18 protein-coding genes are annotated in these 20,832 nt (G+C 52.0%); 9 read left to right on the top strand and 9 right to left on the bottom strand.

Annotated features, from left to right (window positions below; all coding sequences use genetic code 11):
* The first annotated feature begins 20 nt into the window (after nt 1-20).
* Complete coding sequence (gene patD / locus OGY19_RS14195) at nt 21-1,448, top strand: aminobutyraldehyde dehydrogenase (protein WP_286596671.1); 1,428 nt, start codon at nt 21-23, stop codon at nt 1,446-1,448.
* 189 nt (nt 1,449-1,637) lie between these two features.
* Here the strand turns inward: patD and OGY19_RS14190 are convergent, their stop codons facing one another.
* Complete coding sequence (locus OGY19_RS14190) at nt 1,638-2,765, bottom strand: Bcr/CflA family efflux MFS transporter (RefSeq protein WP_115602020.1); 1,128 nt, start codon at nt 2,763-2,765, stop codon at nt 1,638-1,640.
* A 100-nt stretch (nt 2,766-2,865) separates the two neighbouring features.
* On the opposite strand from OGY19_RS14190, the gene OGY19_RS14185 reads away from it, so the two are divergent.
* A complete protein-coding gene (locus OGY19_RS14185; protein WP_086523845.1) occupies nt 2,866-3,648 on the top strand; it encodes an AraC family transcriptional regulator in 783 nt (260 codons plus the stop codon).
* 121 nt (nt 3,649-3,769) lie between these two features.
* Here the strand turns inward: OGY19_RS14185 and yncL are convergent, their stop codons facing one another.
* A complete protein-coding gene (gene yncL, locus OGY19_RS14180) occupies nt 3,770-3,865 on the bottom strand; it encodes a stress response membrane protein YncL (protein ID WP_071828932.1) in 96 nt (31 codons plus the stop codon).
* 192 nt (nt 3,866-4,057) lie between these two features.
* Here yncL and OGY19_RS14175 point away from each other — a divergent pair, with 192 nt between their 5' ends.
* Nucleotides 4,058-4,231 (top strand): GhoT/OrtT family toxin, encoded by a 174-nt coding sequence (locus tag OGY19_RS14175; protein ID WP_075551376.1) that lies wholly within the window; start codon nt 4,058-4,060, stop codon nt 4,229-4,231.
* Between the two features lie 19 nt (nt 4,232-4,250).
* Here OGY19_RS14175 and OGY19_RS14170 read toward each other — a convergent pair whose 3' ends face one another.
* The 3 genes from OGY19_RS14170 to OGY19_RS14160 are packed head-to-tail and all read right to left on the bottom strand — an operon-like array spanning nt 4,251 to nt 10,700.
* Nucleotides 4,251-6,410, bottom strand: a complete 2,160-nt coding sequence (locus OGY19_RS14170) for a virulence factor SrfC family protein (protein ID WP_048211608.1) — start codon at nt 6,408-6,410, stop codon at nt 4,251-4,253.
* Nucleotides 6,407-9,385 carry a virulence factor SrfB gene (locus OGY19_RS14165; protein WP_048212586.1) on the bottom strand — a complete coding sequence of 993 codons (2,979 nt, stop codon included), beginning with the start codon at nt 9,383-9,385 and terminating at the stop codon, nt 6,407-6,409. The genes OGY19_RS14170 and OGY19_RS14165 overlap by 4 nt, the downstream gene beginning before the upstream one ends.
* A gap of 4 nt (nt 9,386-9,389) precedes the next feature.
* Nucleotides 9,390-10,700, bottom strand: coding sequence for an SrfA family protein (locus tag OGY19_RS14160; protein WP_115602021.1), 1,311 nt, complete (start codon nt 10,698-10,700; stop codon nt 9,390-9,392).
* Nucleotides 10,701-10,982: 282 nt separating this feature from the next.
* On the opposite strand from OGY19_RS14160, the gene OGY19_RS14155 reads away from it, so the two are divergent.
* Nucleotides 10,983-12,581 carry an ABC transporter substrate-binding protein gene (locus OGY19_RS14155; RefSeq protein ID WP_286596668.1) on the top strand — a complete coding sequence of 533 codons (1,599 nt, stop codon included), beginning with the start codon at nt 10,983-10,985 and terminating at the stop codon, nt 12,579-12,581.
* Nucleotides 12,582-12,598: 17 nt separating this feature from the next.
* On the top strand, nt 12,599-12,832 hold the full coding sequence (locus OGY19_RS14150) for a YdcY family protein (protein ID WP_048211611.1): 234 nt from the start codon (nt 12,599-12,601) through the stop codon (nt 12,830-12,832).
* A gap of 77 nt (nt 12,833-12,909) precedes the next feature.
* On the opposite strand, the gene OGY19_RS14145 is transcribed toward OGY19_RS14150, so the two are convergent.
* Nucleotides 12,910-13,359, bottom strand: coding sequence for a DMT family transporter (locus tag OGY19_RS14145; RefSeq protein WP_048211612.1), 450 nt, complete (start codon nt 13,357-13,359; stop codon nt 12,910-12,912).
* Nucleotides 13,356-13,874, bottom strand: coding sequence for a GNAT family N-acetyltransferase (locus OGY19_RS14140; protein ID WP_115602023.1), 519 nt, complete (start codon nt 13,872-13,874; stop codon nt 13,356-13,358). The genes OGY19_RS14145 and OGY19_RS14140 overlap by 4 nt, the downstream gene beginning before the upstream one ends.
* Before the next feature lie 37 nt (nt 13,875-13,911).
* Between OGY19_RS14140 and OGY19_RS14135 the strand changes: the two genes are divergently transcribed.
* The 4 genes from OGY19_RS14135 to OGY19_RS14120 all read left to right on the top strand — a co-directional run bounded on the left by OGY19_RS14135 (nt 13,912) and on the right by OGY19_RS14120 (nt 17,276).
* Complete coding sequence (locus OGY19_RS14135; RefSeq protein ID WP_048211614.1) at nt 13,912-14,487, top strand: helix-turn-helix domain-containing protein; 576 nt, start codon at nt 13,912-13,914, stop codon at nt 14,485-14,487.
* A 69-nt stretch (nt 14,488-14,556) separates the two neighbouring features.
* Entirely contained in the window at nt 14,557-15,591 is a 1,035-nt protein-coding gene (gene curA, locus OGY19_RS14130) for an NADPH-dependent curcumin/dihydrocurcumin reductase (RefSeq protein WP_101742165.1), read from the top strand.
* Nucleotides 15,592-15,856: 265 nt separating this feature from the next.
* On the top strand, nt 15,857-16,918 hold the full coding sequence (gene yncE / locus OGY19_RS14125; protein ID WP_048211616.1) for a 7-bladed beta-propeller protein YncE: 1,062 nt from the start codon (nt 15,857-15,859) through the stop codon (nt 16,916-16,918).
* 136 nt (nt 16,919-17,054) lie between these two features.
* Nucleotides 17,055-17,276 carry a YgdI/YgdR family lipoprotein gene (locus OGY19_RS14120; RefSeq protein WP_101742167.1) on the top strand — a complete coding sequence of 74 codons (222 nt, stop codon included), beginning with the start codon at nt 17,055-17,057 and terminating at the stop codon, nt 17,274-17,276.
* Between the two features lie 44 nt (nt 17,277-17,320).
* On the opposite strand, the gene ansP is transcribed toward OGY19_RS14120, so the two are convergent.
* A complete protein-coding gene (gene ansP / locus OGY19_RS14115; RefSeq protein WP_048211617.1) occupies nt 17,321-18,763 on the bottom strand; it encodes an L-asparagine permease in 1,443 nt (480 codons plus the stop codon).
* Between the two features lie 277 nt (nt 18,764-19,040).
* Nucleotides 19,041-20,582, bottom strand: a complete 1,542-nt coding sequence (locus OGY19_RS14110; protein WP_115602025.1) for a methyl-accepting chemotaxis protein — start codon at nt 20,580-20,582, stop codon at nt 19,041-19,043.
* Nucleotides 20,583-20,832: the final 250 nt, after the last annotated feature.

Below are 20,832 nucleotides of genomic sequence, written 5' to 3'. Positions count from 1 at the left end.
CGACGATATGGGAAATTGCTATGCAACATCAATTACTGATTAACGGTGAGCTGGTCAGCGGTGAAGGTGAAAAGCAACCAGTTTATAACCCTGCCACTGGTGAACTTATTCTGGAGATTGCTGAGGCGTCAGCCGCGCAGGTTGATGCCGCAGTGTGCGCGGCAGACAATGCGTTTGCCTCCTGGGGCCAAACCACGCCGAAAGTGCGTTCGGAGCTGTTGTTAAAGCTGGCGGACACCATTGCAGATAATGCACAGACCTTCGCTGAGCTGGAATCGCTTAACTGCGGTAAACCACTACATTGTGTGCTTAATGATGAAATTCCGGCCATCGTGGACGTTTTCCGTTTCTTCGCGGGGGCTGCGCGCACCCTGCAAGGACAGGCCGCTGGGGAGTATCTGGAAGGGCATACCTCCATGATTCGTCGCGATCCGCTGGGTGTGGTGGCCTCCATCGCGCCGTGGAACTACCCGCTGATGATGGCGGCATGGAAGCTGGCTCCAGCGCTGGCCGCCGGTAACTGCGTGGTGATTAAACCTTCAGAAATTACCCCGCTGACGGCGCTTAAACTGGCGGAATATGCGAAAGATATTTACCCGGCAGGCGTGATTAACGTTCTGTTTGGTCGTGGTAAAACAGTGGGCGATCCGCTGACCGGCCATGAAAAAGTACGTATGGTTTCACTGACCGGCTCCATTGTGACCGGGGAACATATTATCCAGCATACTGCGCCTTCGATTAAACGTACGCATATGGAACTGGGCGGGAAAGCCCCGGTGATTCTTTTTGATGATGCGGACCTTGATGCGGTGGTCAGTGGTGTACGGACCTTTGGGTATTACAACGCCGGACAGGATTGCACTGCTGCCTGTCGAATCTACGCGCAAAAAGGCATCTATGATGCGTTGGTCGAAAAACTCGGCGCTGCAGTTGCCAGCCTGAAAATCGGCGCACCGAATGATGAAACGACAGAACTGGGACCGTTAAGCTCACAGGCGCATCTTGACAGGGTAGCTAAAGCGGTCGATGACGCGAAAGCGCTCGGACACATTAAGGTCATCACCGGCGGCAAAAAAGTGGAGGGTTCAGGCTACTATTTTGCGCCAACGTTGCTGGCGGGCGCGAAACAGGAAGATGCTATCGTGCAGCGTGAGGTCTTTGGCCCGGTGGTCAGTGTTACCGTCTTTGAAGATGAAGATCAGGTCCTGGCGTGGGCCAATGATTCGAAGTATGGACTGGCCTCGTCAGTCTGGACGCGGGATATTGGTCGCGCGCACCGACTGAGCGCCCGCCTGCAGTATGGTTGCACCTGGGTCAATACGCACTTCACGCTGGTTAGCGAGATGCCTCACGGCGGGCAAAAACAATCTGGGTATGGCAAGGATATGTCGGTTTACGGGCTGGAAGATTACACGATTGTTCGCCATGTCATGATCAAGCATGAGTAATATCTTAAGCGCGAGCGGTAAATGGGGCACGGATAGCTAAATATTGGTAAACGTGTGTCTATACTATTCGCGCCACTGGCCTCGTCGCCATCGGACGGCGGTAAGTTGGAAATATCCGCGAGGTCAGGCTAATTTGCACACCATCAGGCCCCGGCACAATGTCGGGGCCTGATTATTTAGGTGATTGTTCTAACGACGGCACAGGCTACATAGCCAGGCGAAGAACGCACAGATAGTCAGAACCAATCCCAGTTGCTGCACGATACCCGCTAACCCTAACATCATTCCCAGTAACAGGTAGTAGCATAATCCGAACAGAGCACCTGCGGCCCCGGCCTGTTCACGATAGTGATGCAGAGCCTGACTCAACACATTGGGGATCGCGATGCCATAGGCAACAACAACCCCAACCACTGGCAACAGAATCCAGACTGAATGCTGTAGCAACCATGCCGCGAGACCAGACAGCAGAGCTAAAGCACAGGCATGGCGCACCAGATATCCCGATGACAAGCCGATCGTTAACAGCTTGCGATTCAGCAGGCTGCCTGACAGTGACGCGAGGGCAAGCAAGGATCCCGTCCAGCCAAATGCCCTGGAACTCCATCCTAACTGTCCGAAAAGAAACGGGGCCAGGCTGTAGTAGCTGAATAGCATAGTATTCAACAGAGCAACCAGCATGGCATTTTTCCACAGTGTACTGTCCCTCACCATCCGGGAGACCAGTCCCGTTAATTGTGGTCTGCGCGTAGTCTCCGGCCGTGTTTCCGGCAATAAGGCTGCGGTTAACATCAGTAGCAGTATCGCCAGCAATACCAGCGCAGTAAAAACGCCCGTATGGCCGTAAAGACAGACTAACCAACCTCCGCTCACCAGACCAAAAACCGGGCTGATTGCCAGTGCTGCGCCCATAATGGAAAAAATGCGGGACAGTGTTGTTGATTCATAACTGTCCCTCAACATAGTCTGCACCACAACAGACCCGGCGGCCGCGCCAATGGCTGATACCATACGGGCCAGCAGCAAGACGCTGAAATCAGTGGCAATAACCGCCATTACGGAACCCGCTCCGTAACAGAGAAGTCCAGCTACCATTGCCCACCGTCGTCCAATGCAGTCGCTAAGCCAGCCCCATAGCGCAACCCCCACGGCAAAGGCGACAAAATAAACGGAAAGTGTTTGAGCAGCACGTTCACTGCTTATTTGAAAAAACGTGGCGATATTTGGCAACGCCGGGCTGTAAATGGTTTCCACCAGTTGCGGAAACATAATCAGTAATGTGAGAAGCCACAAGGGCGGTCGATGGGTCATATTCATGGCAATATCCAAGAAGCAAAAAACTTGGGGGGATTATTGCTGAATAGAAAATGTCTTATTACCATTATCAGGACTTTATATATCAAATATCGGACAGATGATGAAAATTGCGCCTGATGATGTCTTCGACCCGGATGGTTTTAAGGAAACAGTAGTGGGTATTGCCTCTGATATGGGCGTACATGATTCAGGTCGGCACAGTCATCTTCGCCATCAGTTACTCTTTTCGGCGGCGGGGTGTATCACCATTGAACTGGAAAATACCCTGTGTCTGCTTCCGCCTCGCCGTGCGGTCTGGATCCCCGCGGGTACGGTTCACCGGGCCATCATGCGCGGGGTGATGGCTTATCGGTCATTATATTTTTCAACCATTCTGCCGCCGTTATCCGCATTGCCGCTACAGGTTGTCGAAGTGAACCCGCTCTTTTTTGAAGTCATAGAACGGATGGCATTCTGGCCCTGGCAAATGACAGAAACGCAGCAGGCCAGCCTCATCACTGTTTTTTGTGAGGAAATCAGGGCCGCACGCCGTGAAAACTGGACGTTGCAGTTTCCCTCTGATGTCCGCCTGAATCTGTGGCTGGAAGGGGTTCGAATGGGGACGTTACCGCCCCGACTGAATCAGTTGTCCCGCCTGGTCGGTGCCTGCGAACGGACAATCAGCCGCATCTTTATCAGAGATACAGGGATGAATTATCAGACCTGGCGGCAGCAATTCAGGCTGTTAAAAGCGATGGAGATGTTGGCGGAGGGTGACTCAATCAGCCAGGTGGCGCAACAGCTGGAATTTGTTAGCGACAGTGCTTTTATCGTGTTTTTTCGGCAGCTTACAGGTACGACACCGACCCGCTATCACGGGGGAATAATGCCGCAGAAGGATTAGGGGTGTTACATATTAAGGATAATTTACCGGGCAGTGACGGAGTGCGAAGATCGTTTACTAATGGCAGAGAGAAGATTTTCTCTCTGCCAGCAGGCGCTGCAATTCATCAAAAAGAGTCACATCAAGCAAACCAGCCGAACCTTACGGAGATCAGGCTGAAAAGTCCTACAGCAGCAAATATATTTATCAGCACCACGGTCTTACTGGAAACATTCATTTTTGCCACCTTTCGTTTTTACCCCTTTGGGTATAGTACGGCTTATAGCTATCCGCAATAGTACGAAATCTGAACATATTGAAAGTGGGCTGTTATTTAGGCGGTTTTCTTAAATAAATGAATAAAACTTGATGTGGGTCATAAAAGAGAGCATATTGCGCGCGATTTTCTCTTCTGGCCTGGATGCCCTAAATGTCTCTGTACCAAAAAATGTTGTTTTTTTATGCGGTAATGGCTGCAATTGCGGCCATTACCACCTGGTTTCTGTCACGTGATAAAAAACGTATTCGCTTTCTGAGCGCGGTATTAGTCGGGGCGACATGGCCGATGAGCTTTCCCGTCGCACTCCTGTTTTCTCTTTTCTGATGGCGTTGTCAATGCCGTTTCAGGGGGCCAGCAGAGCGACTAATCGCAGTCTGTCGTCTTTGGTTACGTCCAGAGGATGCTGGTATCCCACGTTTTCATTCGCACGGGTGTACAACGCAACCAGCCAGTCGTAAACGTGTCGGCTTGCACCGTGCTGCGGCTGCTCATCCAATTGAGTCAGGCGCGACATCGGTTGTTGTACTGGCGCACTGAAAATAGCCGCACCCTTGAGGATCCTGCTGGCAGGGCGTTGATCCTCTGCAACGTTGGCGTAGCCGAGCCAGGTAATAAAATCACCGATATCGGCGTGTAACTGCGCCCCGCAGACATTCTCTCGCTGCATAATCTGCTGAAGGCGTTGAGGCATCTCCAGTCGATAGCTGGTAGTGATAAGAATGTCGGCTACCTGTCTAAGCGTTCGCGGATCAAGCCGCAATCGGCGCGCATTATTGTCATCACGACACCACTGACGCACATGGTTGATCCACATTTTGTGCGCCTGGTATCCGGTCTCTTTGCTTTCGGAAGCATGCGACGGTTCCCGGACGTCGGCAAACAGGTCAATCTCTTCATTAAAGAGTCCACTGACTTGTTCTTCACGTGGCTGCTGGATACGCAGCAACGACTCAAAGCAGCGCATCGGTGGTAGTAACCCCTCCAGGAGTTCACCATGCTTTGCTGCCTGGGCCTGAAGCTGGCGGATCACTGTCTCGCTGGAGTCTGGCACGCTTTCGCTGTCGTTAAGCCAGCTCATCAGCGCCTCACGAACACGCTGTTGATGCTGTTCATGCAGGGACGTTAATCGCGACTGGCGTTGTTGAGCGGATGTCGCTTGCGACAGCCATTCAGCAAGGCGCAACAGGCTGTGTTTATCCAGTGCCTGCAATGTTCCCCAGCGCAACCCGGGCTTGCCCATTAATTGCTGCACGGCCTCATCAAGGTTTTGCTGTGTGCTAAAACGAGCATCTTGTGGCGTAATGGCCCACACAACCCCCGGTAATGCCGCATCATGTACGGGTTGGGTATCGTTGGCCCAGCTCATCAGCTTACGCGTGATGGCCGGTGTCTGCGAGCGTGAAGACACTGCGTTGCAGATCAGCAGGACATCGGGTTGCAGATGCTGGCGGTAATGTTCCAACATCCAGCCTAATTTGGCCCGCCACAGCGGGTTGGGGTGGGCATCCGGTGCGAGGGGAATATCGAGCAGGTCGACGTTTTCCAACACCGAGTCTTCGACAGTCAGCACCAGTTCACGCGTCAGCAGCGCCAGCGATTCCAGCGACAGACTGACCGCGTTAAGCAACTGATGGTTTGCAACAGGATGAACCACCACATCGCTTTGCGCGTCATTCCCGGTTAATGCGACCTGGGTCAGGAAGCTTTCGGCGGGCAAGCCAAAATGATCGACCAACAAACTCAGCGGTGCGGCTAGCTCGTGCGCCTGTCCGGTTTGTTGCAAAGTATGCGCTAATGCCAGCCATTGCTGCGTTAACTCTGGTTGTTCTCCCCACAACAGCGCCCAGGCGTGAGCGCGGGTGGTTAGATCCAGCGCCGGCAGCAATGTAGCAAATTGATGCCATAGTGCATCATCAATTTGCTGCTGGTTTGCAGGAACACAAGAGCGCCAAAAACGGCCGATGGCGGCTACGTCATGTGCCGTGATGCCCTGAACCGGATGACGTTGACGCAGCGTTTGCCATTTTTCTAACCGGGCTTCAATAATCGATTTTTCAACCTGGCGGCTGTCAGGCATTGCGCAAAACTGCGTGATAAACAGCTGTACCAGTTCCGCTTCACTCAGTAGGCGCAGACGCAGGGGCCACTCGCTATCAACGGGATTGTCTTCACGCGTAAAGCGGATCGCCATATTGGTCGGCGCATGGCCCGGATTGATATGCGAAAAATAATCAAAACTGCGATCCGGTGTAGCAATATTCAATTTCCCACTGGTGTTGCTGCACAGTGCGGACAACAGATGTGCTTTTGCTGGCTGTGAATGACCGTACAGACCCACACAGCCACGCGCTGAAAACGCCGTATTCAGCGCAGACTCAGTAACCGCGGCGATGGTGAGCTGAGCGAGCAGGGAATCCGCTTCATCATCAAGACGCGCTGCGCGCTGGCGTGTGTCATTCACCCATTCGATGGCGGCTTGTGCTGTGTTAAACATCTTACTCATTTCAGGTACACACTCCCGCTATCAATCCAGTAATGGCTGCCGCTATGGCGACGATCTGCCAGTGTATTCAGTTTTAACGTTAGGGCATTGGCGGCAACGGGCGTGCCATCCTGTAGCCAGGCATCACTGAGAACGAAAAATTCCGGCCCTGTCTCTTTGCTGCCGCCGCGCAGTTGCAGCCGTACATTTAATACGCCGTCACCAGCAATCGTTTTTGCCAGCTCAGCAGAATTGATGCTCAGCGTATACAGCGGGGTGGCTGGCCAGCGGCTGTTTGCTAACTGGCGAAAGCCCAGCGTCACGTTGCCGCGCAGCGGGAAGTGCAGACGGGTATCCAGTTTTGCTCCAGGTTTATCCAGATCAATGTCGTGATACCAGATATTCTCATCGCGCAACGTATTGACCGTATTATCCAGTACGCCTAGGTAGCGGACCGTCGAGTACGCGCCGATATCCGCAGCTTTAAAATTAAAGCGCGGCAGGCGTAAATCCAGCGCCAGGCTACACAGCATCGCGCCAACGGCAGCGGTAGATTTTGGATTGCCGATACGCCCTTGCTGGCTGAACGGATACCACTCATGTACGCGATAGCTGTCCATCCAGATCATGCGGTTGACCGGAACGGGTTGCAGATGGCGGATTAGCGCCTGAACCCCCGGCAAACAGGCAGGTCTGCCAGTGACTAACAAAATATCGCAACGATAGTGGGAAATCGCTTCGCAAACGGCGTGCAGAGGGGATGTCAGGGTAAATTGCCCTGCCAGCAGCGCTTCTTGCAACTGCCTGAACTGTACCTGCAACGGAACGCTCAGCACATCAAAAGCCGGTGAACCAGACGGTAAAGCATGATCGATAGCCTGCTGGATATAGTTCATCACATTGCGTGTCGGGCGCTGAGAAAGCAGTTCGCCAAAGGTGGCGTGCAACCCCGCTACGGGATCGTTAATATCGCTTTGCTCCCAGGCACTGAGCACCGCATGACCCAGTGGCATAAAGAGTTGCAACGCGGTTTGTTGTCGCAAAATAGCCTGAGTATCGATTCTCCCGGAATCACCAAACAGTGTGGCCAGCAGCGCGGCGGCATCGGTCACGCCAGCTTGTTGTAAGCGGGTTTGCAGGGCGGGCAGTATGCAGCGTTGTATGACATCCAACAACATGTCGTCCCCGGCGACTTTGAAGCCTTCACGAAACAGCAGATGCGGGGTGATTTTGACATTCGCCCCAACGCCGTCATCCAGTTGATAATGGACCACGGCCATATCCGTCGTGCCGCCGCCAATATCGATGGAGGCGACGCGCAGTGCACGACCTTTAACTTCACCGGGTTCTGGCTGGCGGTCCGGACGGGCGAGGGCGTTAAAGAACGATTCTGTGTGCCCGTCATAGTGTGAAATCGCTTCGTTATACAGCCAAACCAACTGTCCGCAGCTGGCCTCATCCCACTCCATCTGGATCTCAGGTACGGGAACAACGCTCTTTTCTTGCTGTTTGCGGGTGGTGAAATCTTCGTCCTGCGGGTGCCAGCCCATTGCTTTCCAGACCAGCGCAATGGCTTCAAACATACGCAGACGGAAGATCTCTCGCTCCTGTTTTGGCATGGCTGACGGCAGAGTGAGGATCAGCGTGCGCAACTGGCGTGGAGAGGCCGGGAACCCGAGACGCAGCCGTGTCGCTACGCTGTTAATTTGTCCCAGCGCCTGGGCCAGAATCTCGCACAACATATGCGTCATCAGCGTGCTGCGGCTGTATTGTGGTGAGAACACCGGCAGCCGGTCATCTTGCGGCAGGCTGAACAGCGGCTGACCGTCATCGTTCATCAGATTCATCAGCGGGAAGGCGGTAGCCAGCGGCTCGCGCTGCGTTTTACTGTTCATCTGGCTAAAGCGCCAGTCGTGTAAAACGGGGGTTTCATCCCATAAATACCGGCGTGGGCTGGAGATCCCACTACTGCCTTCCGTTCCCATACGCTGCATCGCCAGCTTACGGGCTTCATCCCCAACGCGGACAATCGACGGCCAGATAAAGGCATCATCGCGGCCACTCTCAACGGAGAAATGTTGCTTACCAAAGCGCGCCTCGGAAAACTCCAGTCGGCTGGTGAACAGGGGATCGTTGAGGAACTGTGGTTCACTTAATGAACGCACCTGCAATTCAGCCGTCTGACGCAAACCGTCATTGGCATCGCCATGATCTTCAATCAACACGCCGCAGGTATGGGTATTGCCAATATCCAGAATCAGATCGACAGGAATCGCGGGCGTGCTGAGCGTATGGGTCACCAGCTTCACTTCCGGGACGGAAAGTTGTTCGCCTAACAGGGTCAACAAATTCAGCCAGTGCGCCTGGTATTCAAAGTTGCGTAGAGCTTGTTGGATCTCCTGCTCTGAACGGTTTTCTTGCTGTGTGACGTGCTGCAAAAAGGACTCGCGTAGCCAGCCATCAATCCACGTCTGGTCGAGGAAATCTGCGATCTCATTATCGTGCCAGGCCAGCGCAAATCGCGTGCCATTCAGCAGATCGTTCTCATTGGGCGTCAATGCTGCCGGGGCTTCAGTCAACTGACTGTCCAGCGCCACCGTGACACGGTGAGTATTGCCGGCACTGTCCGGCTGTGCGAGTTTTCGCACCTGGACGCGCGCCCAGTTATCCGGGCCTTCAACAAATGTGCGGGGCGGGTTAAAACGCAGGAACGGCAGCGGCAACCAGACACCGTCAAGTACGTCCAGAGAATAATGCAGCGTCTGCGTGCTTTCCGGTTTCACTACTTCGGGTTGGCCACCGGTATTACCCGGCAGGGTATAGCGTCCCGACGCCAGATCAAAATCCAGACGCAGTAGCGGACCGTTTGCCGTTTTGCGAACAAAACGACCGTGGTGCGCAGATTCCTGTGGTGTCAGCCCAAAATCCAGAAATTGCACACCGCTATTGGCGATGAGCGTTACGCTCTGTTTGTAATCACACAGATTCACCAACATAAAATCAGGCACCTATCTTTTTGATCGTCAAAGGGATTTCCGCGTGTTCGTCATAACGTGCGGTACAAGCTGCGACGTCGTTTGTTCCTGCTTTGCAGGTGATTTCAGGCATTGGGTAACGCGAACCGTCCGTGCAACGGGCATTCCCGCGACTCTTAATCATTAATTCGCCCGATTGATGCAGACCAGAGAAAATTTCGGCGCGGCAAACGATATTGTCGCCATGCACGACGCGCGCAGTGCCCTTATTGGCCTGGATCTGATAGCGCAGCGATGGGGCTTTACCGCTGACCGGATCTTTTATATCGACCAGCACACGCCAGTTGCCATTAAGAAAACGTGTTGTACCTGCCTTCATCTGGTTGGCATCCATTACCAGCGCATCTTTCGGGATGGCGGCTATCACCACCGGTCCTTCTACGGGCTTCTCTTTTTTCACTGGTGGAATAACGTCAGCCCGATGCAGCGGCAGCGAAGGTGTTAGTTCAGGCAGCGGATTACTGTCTACCTTTGCAACGTCAATGGAGGCAACCGCAGGTGCGGGAGATTCCGTGTGTTGTTTCCACAATAGCGGCCCTGCAATGGCGGCAATCACTGCAGCAGCAACGGGCAGGCTCCACAGCGGCAGGCGTCGCGTAGGCTTACGCTGTACTGGCGGCGGCGCAATCTCTGGCTCACTTACAATGACAGGGGGTTGTGGTTCGGGTTCAGCGGGTTTCGGTAGCTCAATAGCTGTTGTCAGCAGCGGGGTATCGGCCTCGGCGAAAGTGATTTCCGCCGGGATTTCTTCGACTTCCGGCTCCGGTTCAGGTGCCAATACAACCGGGGGAACGTCGGTATGACGCAGGCAATCGAGTACATCGTCACGGGTGTTTTCATTCAGATTGACGAAGCCCCAGAACGTAATGACGGGCTTGCCATCAACCAGGAACACGTGGTTCTCACCTGGAAACTGGATGGCTTTGTCGAGAAGTGAACCAAACAGTTGCAGAGAAGTTTTACCCGATTGCAGGCTTTTCCGGCTCAGTGCCGCGGCATTCTCCAGCGTACTGGACAGATAGCGCAGAGCCCGAAAACGCGCATCTTCATCAGCGGCTTTCCACGCGACAGCCTTTCCTTCAACCGGGGAATACCAGTCCACCCGATCGCCACTGTCGTTAACTTGTGGTATTGCCAGACAGTCCGCCATCGCCTGTTGTTTACGCAGACGAAGCGTTTCACGAATTTGTAGTGCTGAATCAAACACGGCCTGACCACCGCCACCCACGGCCTGATAGTCATCCAAATTGCCGCTGCGCAAGAGAGTTTTTGCCACGTAATTGCCCCTTAGACTTCTTCACACATCTACTTTACGGGGAATAAAAGTAAGCAAACGTTGGAAGAGAGGCAAAAAGGGGCGAATTTTCATGGCATAGAGTATTGGGAAAAATCTTGACGTTTTGAAAAAGACTTAAGGTAAATTATTCCACCTGCGATGATGAATTAATCAGCGAAACCTGCCAGATTAGAATAACCTGATAGAGATTTGTTATTAGTGCGTATTTGCCAGCTATGCTCTGATAGACGAGTAAATAATAAAAGAAGAAGGCTTATAACCATGATTGCAAGGAAAACGCTGCTCGCGCTGGCACTCAGCGCCGTCTTACCAACAGGCGCTGCATATGCCGCCAGTACTGATACCATCGTTTACTGTTCTGAAGCATCCCCGGAATCATTTAACCCCCAAATAGCCAGTTCAGGTCCGTCGTTTGTCGCCAGTTCACAGGTGTTGTACAACCGATTGATCAACTTCGATCCGGTCAAAAATACTCCGGTCCCGTCTCTGGCAACGGAGTGGACAATTTCCCCCGACGGCAAGACCTACACATTTACCCTGCGTCAGGGCGTGAAGTTCAATAGTAATAAGTTCTTTAAACCTACCCGTGATTTCAATGCTGATGACGTCGTTTTCTCAGTATTACGCCAGAAAGATGCCGATCATCCGTACCATAAGGTTTCACAGGGTAGCTATGAATATTTCAACGATGTTGGCCTGGACAAACTGATCAAGGAGGTTAAGAAGGTTGATGATTATCACGTTCAGTTTGTTCTGAACGAACCCAACGCTGCATTTCTTGCTGACTGGGGGATGGATTTCGCCTCTATTCTTTCGGCTGAATATGCCGACGAGATGCTGAAAAAAGGCACGCCGGAAAACGTCGATAACTGGCCGATTGGTACCGGGCCTTATGTCTTGCAACAGTACAAGCAGGATTCACAAATCCGCTATCTGGCCAACCCGAACTACTGGGATGGTGAAGTTCCAACGAAACATCTGATTTTCTCCATCACACCAAACGTACAGACGCGACTGGCGAAACTGCAAACCAACGAATGCCAGATTATTCCCGCGCCAGCACCGGTGCAGTTTGATGAAATCAAAAAGAACAAAGATCTGACGCTGCATTCGGTTGAAGCGCTGAACGTCGGTTATCTGGCGTTTAATACGGAGAAAAAACCGTTTGATAACGTACTTGTGCGCCAGGCGCTGAACTATGCGACAGATAAAAAAGCCATTATTAACGCGGTCTTTTTAGGTTCCGGAACGGTGGCGAAATCGCCAATCCCGCCGAATATGATGGGCTTCAATAAAGACCTGAAAGATTACGCTTACGACCCGCAGAAAGCGAAAGAGCTGCTGAAGAAAGCGGGGCTGGAAAACGGTTTTGAAGCGACACTGTGGTCTATACCGGTGCAGCGCCCCTATAACCCGAACTCTCGTCGTATTGCTGAGATGATTCAAAGCGACTGGGCAAAAGTTGGTGTGAAGGCGAAAATCGTCTCCTGGGAATGGGGGGAATATCTCTCCGGGATGCGTAAAGGCGAGCACGATACTGCGTTGTTTGGCTGGATGTCAGATAACGGTGACCCGGATAACTTTGCCGATGTTCTGCTGGGTTGTGACAGCATTAAAACCGGATCAAACGCCGCGCGCTGGTGTGATAAAGAGTATAATTCGCTGGTTCAAAAGGCGAAACTGGTGAGCAAACCGCAAGAGCGCGCCGCACTTTACCAGCAGTCGCAGGAAATTTTCTATCAGCAGGCCCCGTGGATTGCGCTGGCGAATGGCAAAACCTTCTATGCCACACGCAGCAACGTCAGCGGATACAGCGTTAGCCTGATGGGCAGTGATTTTTCAAAGGCGAAATTAAATTAATGAGTTAAGGAGGGAGTATGTCGCATCTGGATGAGGTCAGCGCACGTGTTGATGCCGCCATTGAAGAGAGCGTCATTACGCATATGAATGAATTGCTGATTGAGTTGAGCGATGATGTTGCGTTGAGCCGGGAAGATCGTTATACCCAGCAACAACGTTTGCGTACGGCAATTGCACATCATGGGCGCCAGCATAAAGAAGATATGGAAGCGCGTCGTGAGCAGTTGACCAAAGGCGGCTCTATTCTTTGATATTTCCTTGCCGGATAGCGGTGTTCACACCTTATCCGGCGTTCTGTAGGCCTGATAAGCGAAGCGCCATCAGGCAATTAAAACGAACGTCTTGCCACCAGCCAGGCACCCACAACCAGCAATATCGCACCGCATACCGGACCCACCAGCGCGCGAAGCGGTACACCCTGGCTACGCAGAATATCCAGCACCAGACCGCCAATAAGCTGGCTGGCGACCAGCACCGCGATGGTGGTGGCAGCGCCTACGTTTTGGTATCCGCTGATACTGGCAAAAACAAAGAACGATCCCAGTAAACCCGGGATTAATGTCCACCAGCGCACGCTGGAAACCAGTTCGCCAAATCCCGCCGCACCTTGTTTAAACCACAGTATGCTGACAAACAAGACGATCCCGACCAGTGAGTTAAGCAACATAGCAATAAGGATTGTCGAGGACGTCTGGGTAATGCGTACCATCAAAGTGTTTTGCACCACCAGACCAATACCTGCGGCAATCAGAAAGGAGAGGGTCAGCGTCTGGTTCATCCACGCGCATCCGGTTCGCAGCGGTCGTCTAACTGTAGCTGCATAAAAGTCAGATCCAGCCAACGACCAAATTTAGTCCCGACCTGGGGCATCTGCGCGGTAATATTGAAACCCAGCGTGCTATGCAGGTGGAGCGATGCCTGATTGTGCGACTCAATTCCTGCCACCATGACATGCTTGCCACACGCGCGCGCTTCTTCAATGAGTCTGCTGAGCAGCCTGCGCCCCAGTCCTTTTCCCTGATGTTCCGGGTGCACGTACACTGAATGTTCGACGGTATGACGGAAACCGTCAAAGTTGCGCCAGTCGCCAAAAGAGGCGTACCCCGTGACGACGCCATTCTCTTCACTTACCAGTACCGGATACCCCATCAGTTGGCGAGCCTCATACCAGGAGATGCGGTTTTCGGCATCGACCGTTTGATCGTTCCAGATAGCGGCCGTATGCAGTACGGCGTGATTGTAGATTTCTGCGATGGCGGCGCAGTCGTCTTTGCTGGCAAATCGAATTGACATGTTGAACCTCAGGGGTTGTTCACTATAGTATTACAATATGAATACTATTGAAGACAGCATAAATCAAAGGATCAGTGCAAGAATTCGCATTGAGCGGGAATCTCGCGGCTGGTCGCTGACGGAACTTGCCGAACGAGCAGGGGTCTCGCGGGCGATGATCCATAAAATAGAACGTGGAGAGAGCAGTCCAACGGCGACGCTACTGGGACGGCTTTCCGGTGCGTTTGGTATCAGCATGTCGACGCTGATTGCCCGAGCCGAAATGCAGGAGGGTAAACTGCTGCGTTTCGCCGACCAGCCGGTCTGGCACGATCCGCAAAGCCATTATTTGCGCCGCCACGTATCTCCGCGCAGCGATCTGCCTATCGATCTGGTGCAAATCGAATTACCGGCCGGCAGTGATATCCCGATGCCCGCCTCTTCCTACGTGCAGGCCCGACAGCTTCTCTGGTTGCAGCAGGGCGAATTGGTGTTTGTTGAAGGTGATACACGCCATGAAATGAAGGCAGGGGACTGCCTGGAGCTGGGGCCGCCAAATGACTGTCGGTTTATCAATGAAACCGCGCAGTCCTGCGTTTATCTGGTTGTGCGGTTAAACCACGCTGGCAATTAATGTGAAAGCATCACAGAGATAGCGCGTCTACTATTGATGGATTCATGCCAAAAGCTGAGGAGAACATCAATGGGTCAACAAATGCAACGCAATCGTCGCTGGGTTCTGGCGTCACGCCCGCATGGCGCACCGGTGCCCGGTAACTTCCGTCTGGAAGAAGAGGCCATCACCCCCCCCGGTGACGGAGAGGTGTTACTGCGTAACGTCTACCTCTCACTCGATCCCTATATGCGTGGGCGTATGAGTGACGAACCGTCTTATTCGCCCCCGGTTGAGATTGGCGCAGTGATGGTGGGCGGCACGGTCAGTCGGGTCGAGGCATCGAATCATTCGGATTTTAAACCCGGTGAATGGGTGTTGAGCTATAGCGGCTGGCAGGACTTCGCCATCTCAAAGGGTTCTGATTTGGTAAAGTTAGGCGATCATCCTGAGCATCCTTCCTGGGCGCTTGGTCTGCTGGGTATGCCGGGCTTTACGGCATATATGGGGCTGCTGGATATTGGCCAGCCCAAAGCCGGTGAGACACTGGTTGTTGCTGCGGCAACCGGACCTGTTGGCGCAACCGTGGGCCAGATCGGTAAACTGAAGGGCTGTCGGGTCGTTGGGGTAGCTGGTGGGGCAGAGAAATGTCGCCATGCTACTGACGTGTTGGGCTTTGATATTTGCCTCGATCATCATGCCCCCGATTTCGCACTCCAACTGGCACAAGCCTGTCCGCAGGGTATCGATATCTATTATGAAAACGTCGGCGGTAAAGTTTTTGATGCCGTTTTGCCGTTACTCAACACCTCCGCGCGTATTCCGCTGTGTGGTCTGGTGAGTGGTTATAACGCCACATCACTGCCGACGGGCCCAGACCGTTTACCGTTGCTTATGGCCACGTTACTGAAAAAACGTATTCGCTTGCAGGGCTTTATCATTGGTCAGGATTATGGTCACCGCATTCATGAATTTCAGCGAGAAATGGGGCGCTGGGTCCAGGAAGGCAAGATCCACTATCGCGAGCAGGTCACTGAGGGGCTGGAAAATGCACCGGAGACCTTTATCGGTCTGCTGACCGGTAAAAACTTTGGCAAGGTCGTAATTCGGCTTGCTGAAGAGTGATACGGAGGGGTTAAAGACGGTAACAGCCGGATGGCGTCAACGCCGCCATCCGGCAAGCGTTGTAGAGCCAATCTGTCTGAATATTGATTTCGCCGCAAGCGAGTATTCATGGAGAAAATAAGCAGGTTTTCACCGAATGTGAATAAACACTCCACTTTGCGATAAATAATGATTACTATTCTCATTCTTAAAAAGGCAAAACCATGATTTTGCTCATTGAAGCTATGTGAAGCAGTAACAACTGAATTTATCAAAGGGAGTCGTCATGTCTTTACGTCATCTGTTTTCACCGCGCCTGCGTGGTTCTTTACTGTTAGGTTCACTGCTGGTTGCATCATCATTTAGCACGCAGGCTGCGGAAGAACTGCTGCGCAAAGGCGTAGGTAAAGGCGCCTACGAAATGGCGTACAGCCAGCAGGAAAACGCACTGTGGCTGGCCACCTCGCAGAGTCGTAAGCTGGATAAAGGTGGGATAGTTTACCGTCTTGATCCGGTGACGCTTGAAGTGACTCAGGTTATTCATAACGATCTCAAACCGTTTGGCGCGACCATCAATAACGCGACGCAAACGCTGTGGTTTGGTAATACCGTGAATAGCGCGGTGACGGCGATTGATGCGAAAACCGGTGAGGTGAAAGGACGTCTGGTACTGGATGCGCGTAAACGTTCTGAAGATGTCCGTCCGCTGCAGCCTCGTGAACTGGTCGCCGATGACGCCACCAACAAGGTATACATCAGCGGAATAGGTAAGGAGAGCGTGATTTGGGTCGTGGACGGTGAGACTGTCAAACTTCAGGACACGATTCAAAATACCGGTAAAATGAGCACTGCACTGGCCGTCGACAGCAAGGCTAAACGCCTGTATACCGCCAATGCCGATGGCGAATTCATTACCATCGATACCGCCTCCAACAAAATTCTCAGCCGCAAAAAACTGCTGGACGATGGCAAAGAGCACTTCTTCATTAACCTGAGCCTGGATACGGCAGGTCATCGTGCGTTTGTCACTGACTCTAAAGCAGCGGAAGTGCTGGTTATCGATACCCGTAACGGCAACGTGCTGGCAAAAGTTGCCGCGCCGGAATCCCTGGCCGTACTGTTCAACCCGGTGCGTAACGAAGCTTACGTGACCCACCGTCAGGCCGGTAAAGTCAGCGTGATCGACGCGAAAAGCTATAAAGTGGTTAAAACCTTCGATACCCCGACGTTCCCAAACAGCCTGGCGCTCTCCGCCGATGGTAAAACCCTGTACGTTAGCGTGAAACAGAAATCCACACGCGAGCAGGAAGCGACTCAACCGGACGATGTTATTCGTATCGCCCTGTAATTATTCGGAGGGGGCAACCCCTCCTGTCATTTCTCTATACTCCACGATACGCCTCGTTACACCCCATCGGTAGCCTGACAAACTTCAGAGACTTACACTACGCCCTCAACGGCTAACTGAATAACACGGGAATACCATGAAAAAGCCATTAATCTGTCTTTGTGCGGGCGTAATGCTGTTTACGCTGGCAGGGTGCACCACCGATTACGTCATGACGACGAAAAGCGGACAAACGATTACCACCCGGGGCAAACCAAAACTGGATAAAGATACGGGAATGACCAGCTATACCGATCAGGACGGGAATGCGCGGGAAATTAACAGCAATGATGTTGCTCAGCTAATTGAAGCAAACTAAGTCGCTCAAACGGGTAGGCCAGAAATCTGACCTACCTTAAAGCGTTATGGCGCGGTACGGTGGATTTCCGCGACGCGTTTACGTACACCAAACCAGCCAACGACCAGCAGAATGGCAATCAGCGGTAATGAGGCGATAGTGTAAGTCCCGTTCGGATAGTCAAATGCCATCAGCACCAGCACAGCCAGTAAAAACAACAGTGTTAACCAGGACGTAAACGGCGCACCTGGCAGTTTGAAGTGAACGTCTGCCGCTTTACCATCTTTAATGGCCCGACGCAGACGCATCTGGCACACCATAATGAATGCCCACGATGCAATGATGCCCAGCGAGGCAAAGTTAAGCACGATCTCGAATACCTGCGAAGGCACCAGATAGTTGAGGAAAACCCCGACGACGTACACGACAAGCGTGGCAAGTATGCCAGCATAAGGTACGTGTTGACGGCTCATTTTGGCCATAAATTTGGGCGCGGAACCGCCCATCGACATTGAGCGCAAAATACGACCAGTGCAATACAAACCCGAGTTGAGGCTGGAAAGCGCAGCGGTAAGCACCACGATATTCATAATACTGCCAATATAGGGAACGCCGAGTTTGGAAAAGAAGGTAACAAACGGGCTTTGACCTGCCTGATAGGCATTCCACGGCAGCAGCATGACCAGTAACACCACTGAACCCACATAGAACAGGCCAATTCGCCAGATAACGCTGTTAATCGCTTTTGGCACCATCGTTTGCGGATCTTTGCACTCACCCGCCGCAGTGCCTACCAGTTCAATGGAAGCAAATGCAAAGACGACGCCCTGTACCAGTACCAGCGCTGGCAGCAGGCCATGCGGGAAAAAACCACCGTTGTCGGTGATCAGATGAAAACCCGTGGCGTTACCATCGAGCGGTTTTCCCGTGCCTAAAAAGACAGTCCCGACGACCAGGAAGATAACGATAGCCAGCACTTTGACCAGTGCAAACCAGAACTCCATCTCCGCAAACCACTTTACGCCGATCATGTTCATGGTGCCGACAATGGCCAATGCGCCGAGGGCAAACACCCATTGCGGTACGTCACCAAATGCGCCCCAGTAGTGCATATACAAGGCCACGGCCGTGATATCCACGATTCCGGTCATCGCCCAGTTGATGAAGTACATCCAGCCAGCCACATAGGCCGCTTTCTCACCTAAAAATTCGCGGGCATAAGAGACAAAGCTGCCGCTGGAAGGGCGGTGTAAAACCAGTTCACCGAGTGCACGCAGAATGAAGAATGAAAAAATACCGCAGACCAGATAGACCAGTGCTAAAGCGGGGCCGGCCATTTGCAAACGTGCGCCAGCCCCTAAAAATAACCCGGTACCAATAGCACCGCCAATGGCGATCATTTGTACCTGCCGGTTACCCATCGCTTTGTGATACCCCTCTTCGTGAGCATTCAACCAGCGTCGTTTCGCCGCGTGTTGTTCCGCGGCTTGCGTGTTGTGTGTGTTCATTACGTTTCCTGTTAACCTGACTAATTTACAAAATCCTTTTTGCCGCAGCAGTTGCGGCGAAAACAGCGTTACCCTTCATTGTGTTACCGCGGGAAACTGTCGGCCGAGCATCCTACATTCAATTGAGAAGTGACGCAAAGCCTGGACACGGGGAAGTGGGGTTTTTCTGTGGCCTGAATCGACGGGATGTGGACTCGATTCAGTAAAAACAGAGGCGGTGGGAAAATGCGAAGGAATGCGCTCATCCTGATCGTCAGCAGAATGAGCGCTGTTTGCCTTATACCGACACGCCAAAGACCTGCACGGCCTGCTGCAATCGCGATGAGCGCTGCGTTAAATCGGTAGTTGCGTCAGTGACACGCTCCACCATCTCGGCATTATTGTGCGTCATGGTACCAACACGCGAAATGGAATCATTAATCAGATCCAACGCCTGGGTTTGCTCCCGCGTTGCCAGACTAATGTCTTTAATCATCATCGACATCTGTAACACATCGCTGATCATTCCGGTGAGATGCGTTTCTGTTTGTTCAACCATTTTTACGCCGGTATTGACGTTAGCGACGTTCTTCTCGATAAGCTGTTTAATCTCTTTTGCCGCTGATGCAGAGTGTTGCGCAAGATTGCGCACCTCCGCGGCCACGACGGCAAAACCGCGCCCGGATTCTCCGGCACGCGCCGCCTCAACGGCCGCGTTGAGCGCCAGAATATTAGTCTGGAAGGCAATGCTATCAATTACGCCAATGATATCGACAATCTGACCATTATCACGAGAGATCGCCTGCATCATGGCGATAGTTTGTTTCATAATATCGCCGCCTTCAGCGGCATTGGTGCTGGTTTGGTCGGCCATCGTCATGGTATGTGCCGCCGTTTCTGCAGTTTGCTGCACTGCACTACCAATTTCTTCAATGGCGGCAGCGGTTTGCTGAAGGTCTGCGGATGTTTCTTCAGAACGCGTATGCAGCGCGATACCTTCTTTAGAAACGCGTTGGCTGATGGCCTGAATTCCGGATATTTGCGTACTAACGTCATCAACCAGTGAATTTAGATTAAGTCCGGATTGATTAACCAGTCGCATTAACATGCCGATTTCATCTACGCGATTTAAATGGCAGTTATCGGGTTTTCGTCCGGATACGACTTTCTTCATTTGAGTCAATAGTGTATTAACTGGCTGACAAATTTGGCACTTAAGGTAAATGGCAAATAACAGAAATAACGCCAGTAAACCGCCGGATTGAATAAAGTGATTTACGGGAGCGAAGATTAATAACAAAGAGAGCAGGGCAACGACTCCCAAAGCATAATTGACGCGTTGACTAATGCTCAACCATTTAAACATTGAAGTCCATGCCAATATGCCACGGCGAATGATAATACCCTTAAAAAGACGGAACCCGCTAAGTTGTTGATTATTTATTTTTTCATACAACTGCTCACTCTGAGATATTTCGTTTCGCGAAGGAACAGTACGCACTGAGATGTAACCCGTTAACTTTTCATTGTGCCAAACGGGCGTGACGTTGGCACGTACCCAGTAGTGGTCACCGTTTTGACGCCGGTTTTTCACCATTCCCGTCCAGCTGTCACCTTGCTGCAACGTGTACCACATGTCAGCAAACGCGGCTGGCGGCATATCCGGATGGCGAATAATATTATGTGGTTCACCCATTAATTGACTTTCGTTAAAACCACTGGCATCGATAAACGCGGAGTTTGCATAGGTAATATGACTCTCTTTATCTGTCGTCGATAGCAGCGTCGCTTTACCGTTAAGTGTGTGCTCAATTTGTGTAACGGGCATGTTACTTTTCATAAAGGCCCCATGATGGTATGTATAATTCATACAAAGATCCCCGTAATAATGCCAGGGGATATTAAAAAGCTGTTTTAAACCATTTTAATAAGAAACGCTGCATTCTCTACTAATCATCAGTTCTGTGAAAGTATTTAAAATAAAAAAATTAATGCGTGGAACCTATGTCTCTTTCATAAAAATGAAACAATCAATACAAGCGCATAACACAGACAGGTGTTTAGTCTGACTTAAATTAAATTCATTACTG

Origin of the sequence: Citrobacter sp. Cy070 (assembly GCF_030332245.1) — a bacterium.
GTDB lineage: Bacteria > Pseudomonadota > Gammaproteobacteria > Enterobacterales > Enterobacteriaceae > Citrobacter > Citrobacter youngae.
The sequence above is the reverse complement of the archived record's forward strand: the minus strand, read 5'-3'. Positions and strand labels throughout refer to the sequence as shown.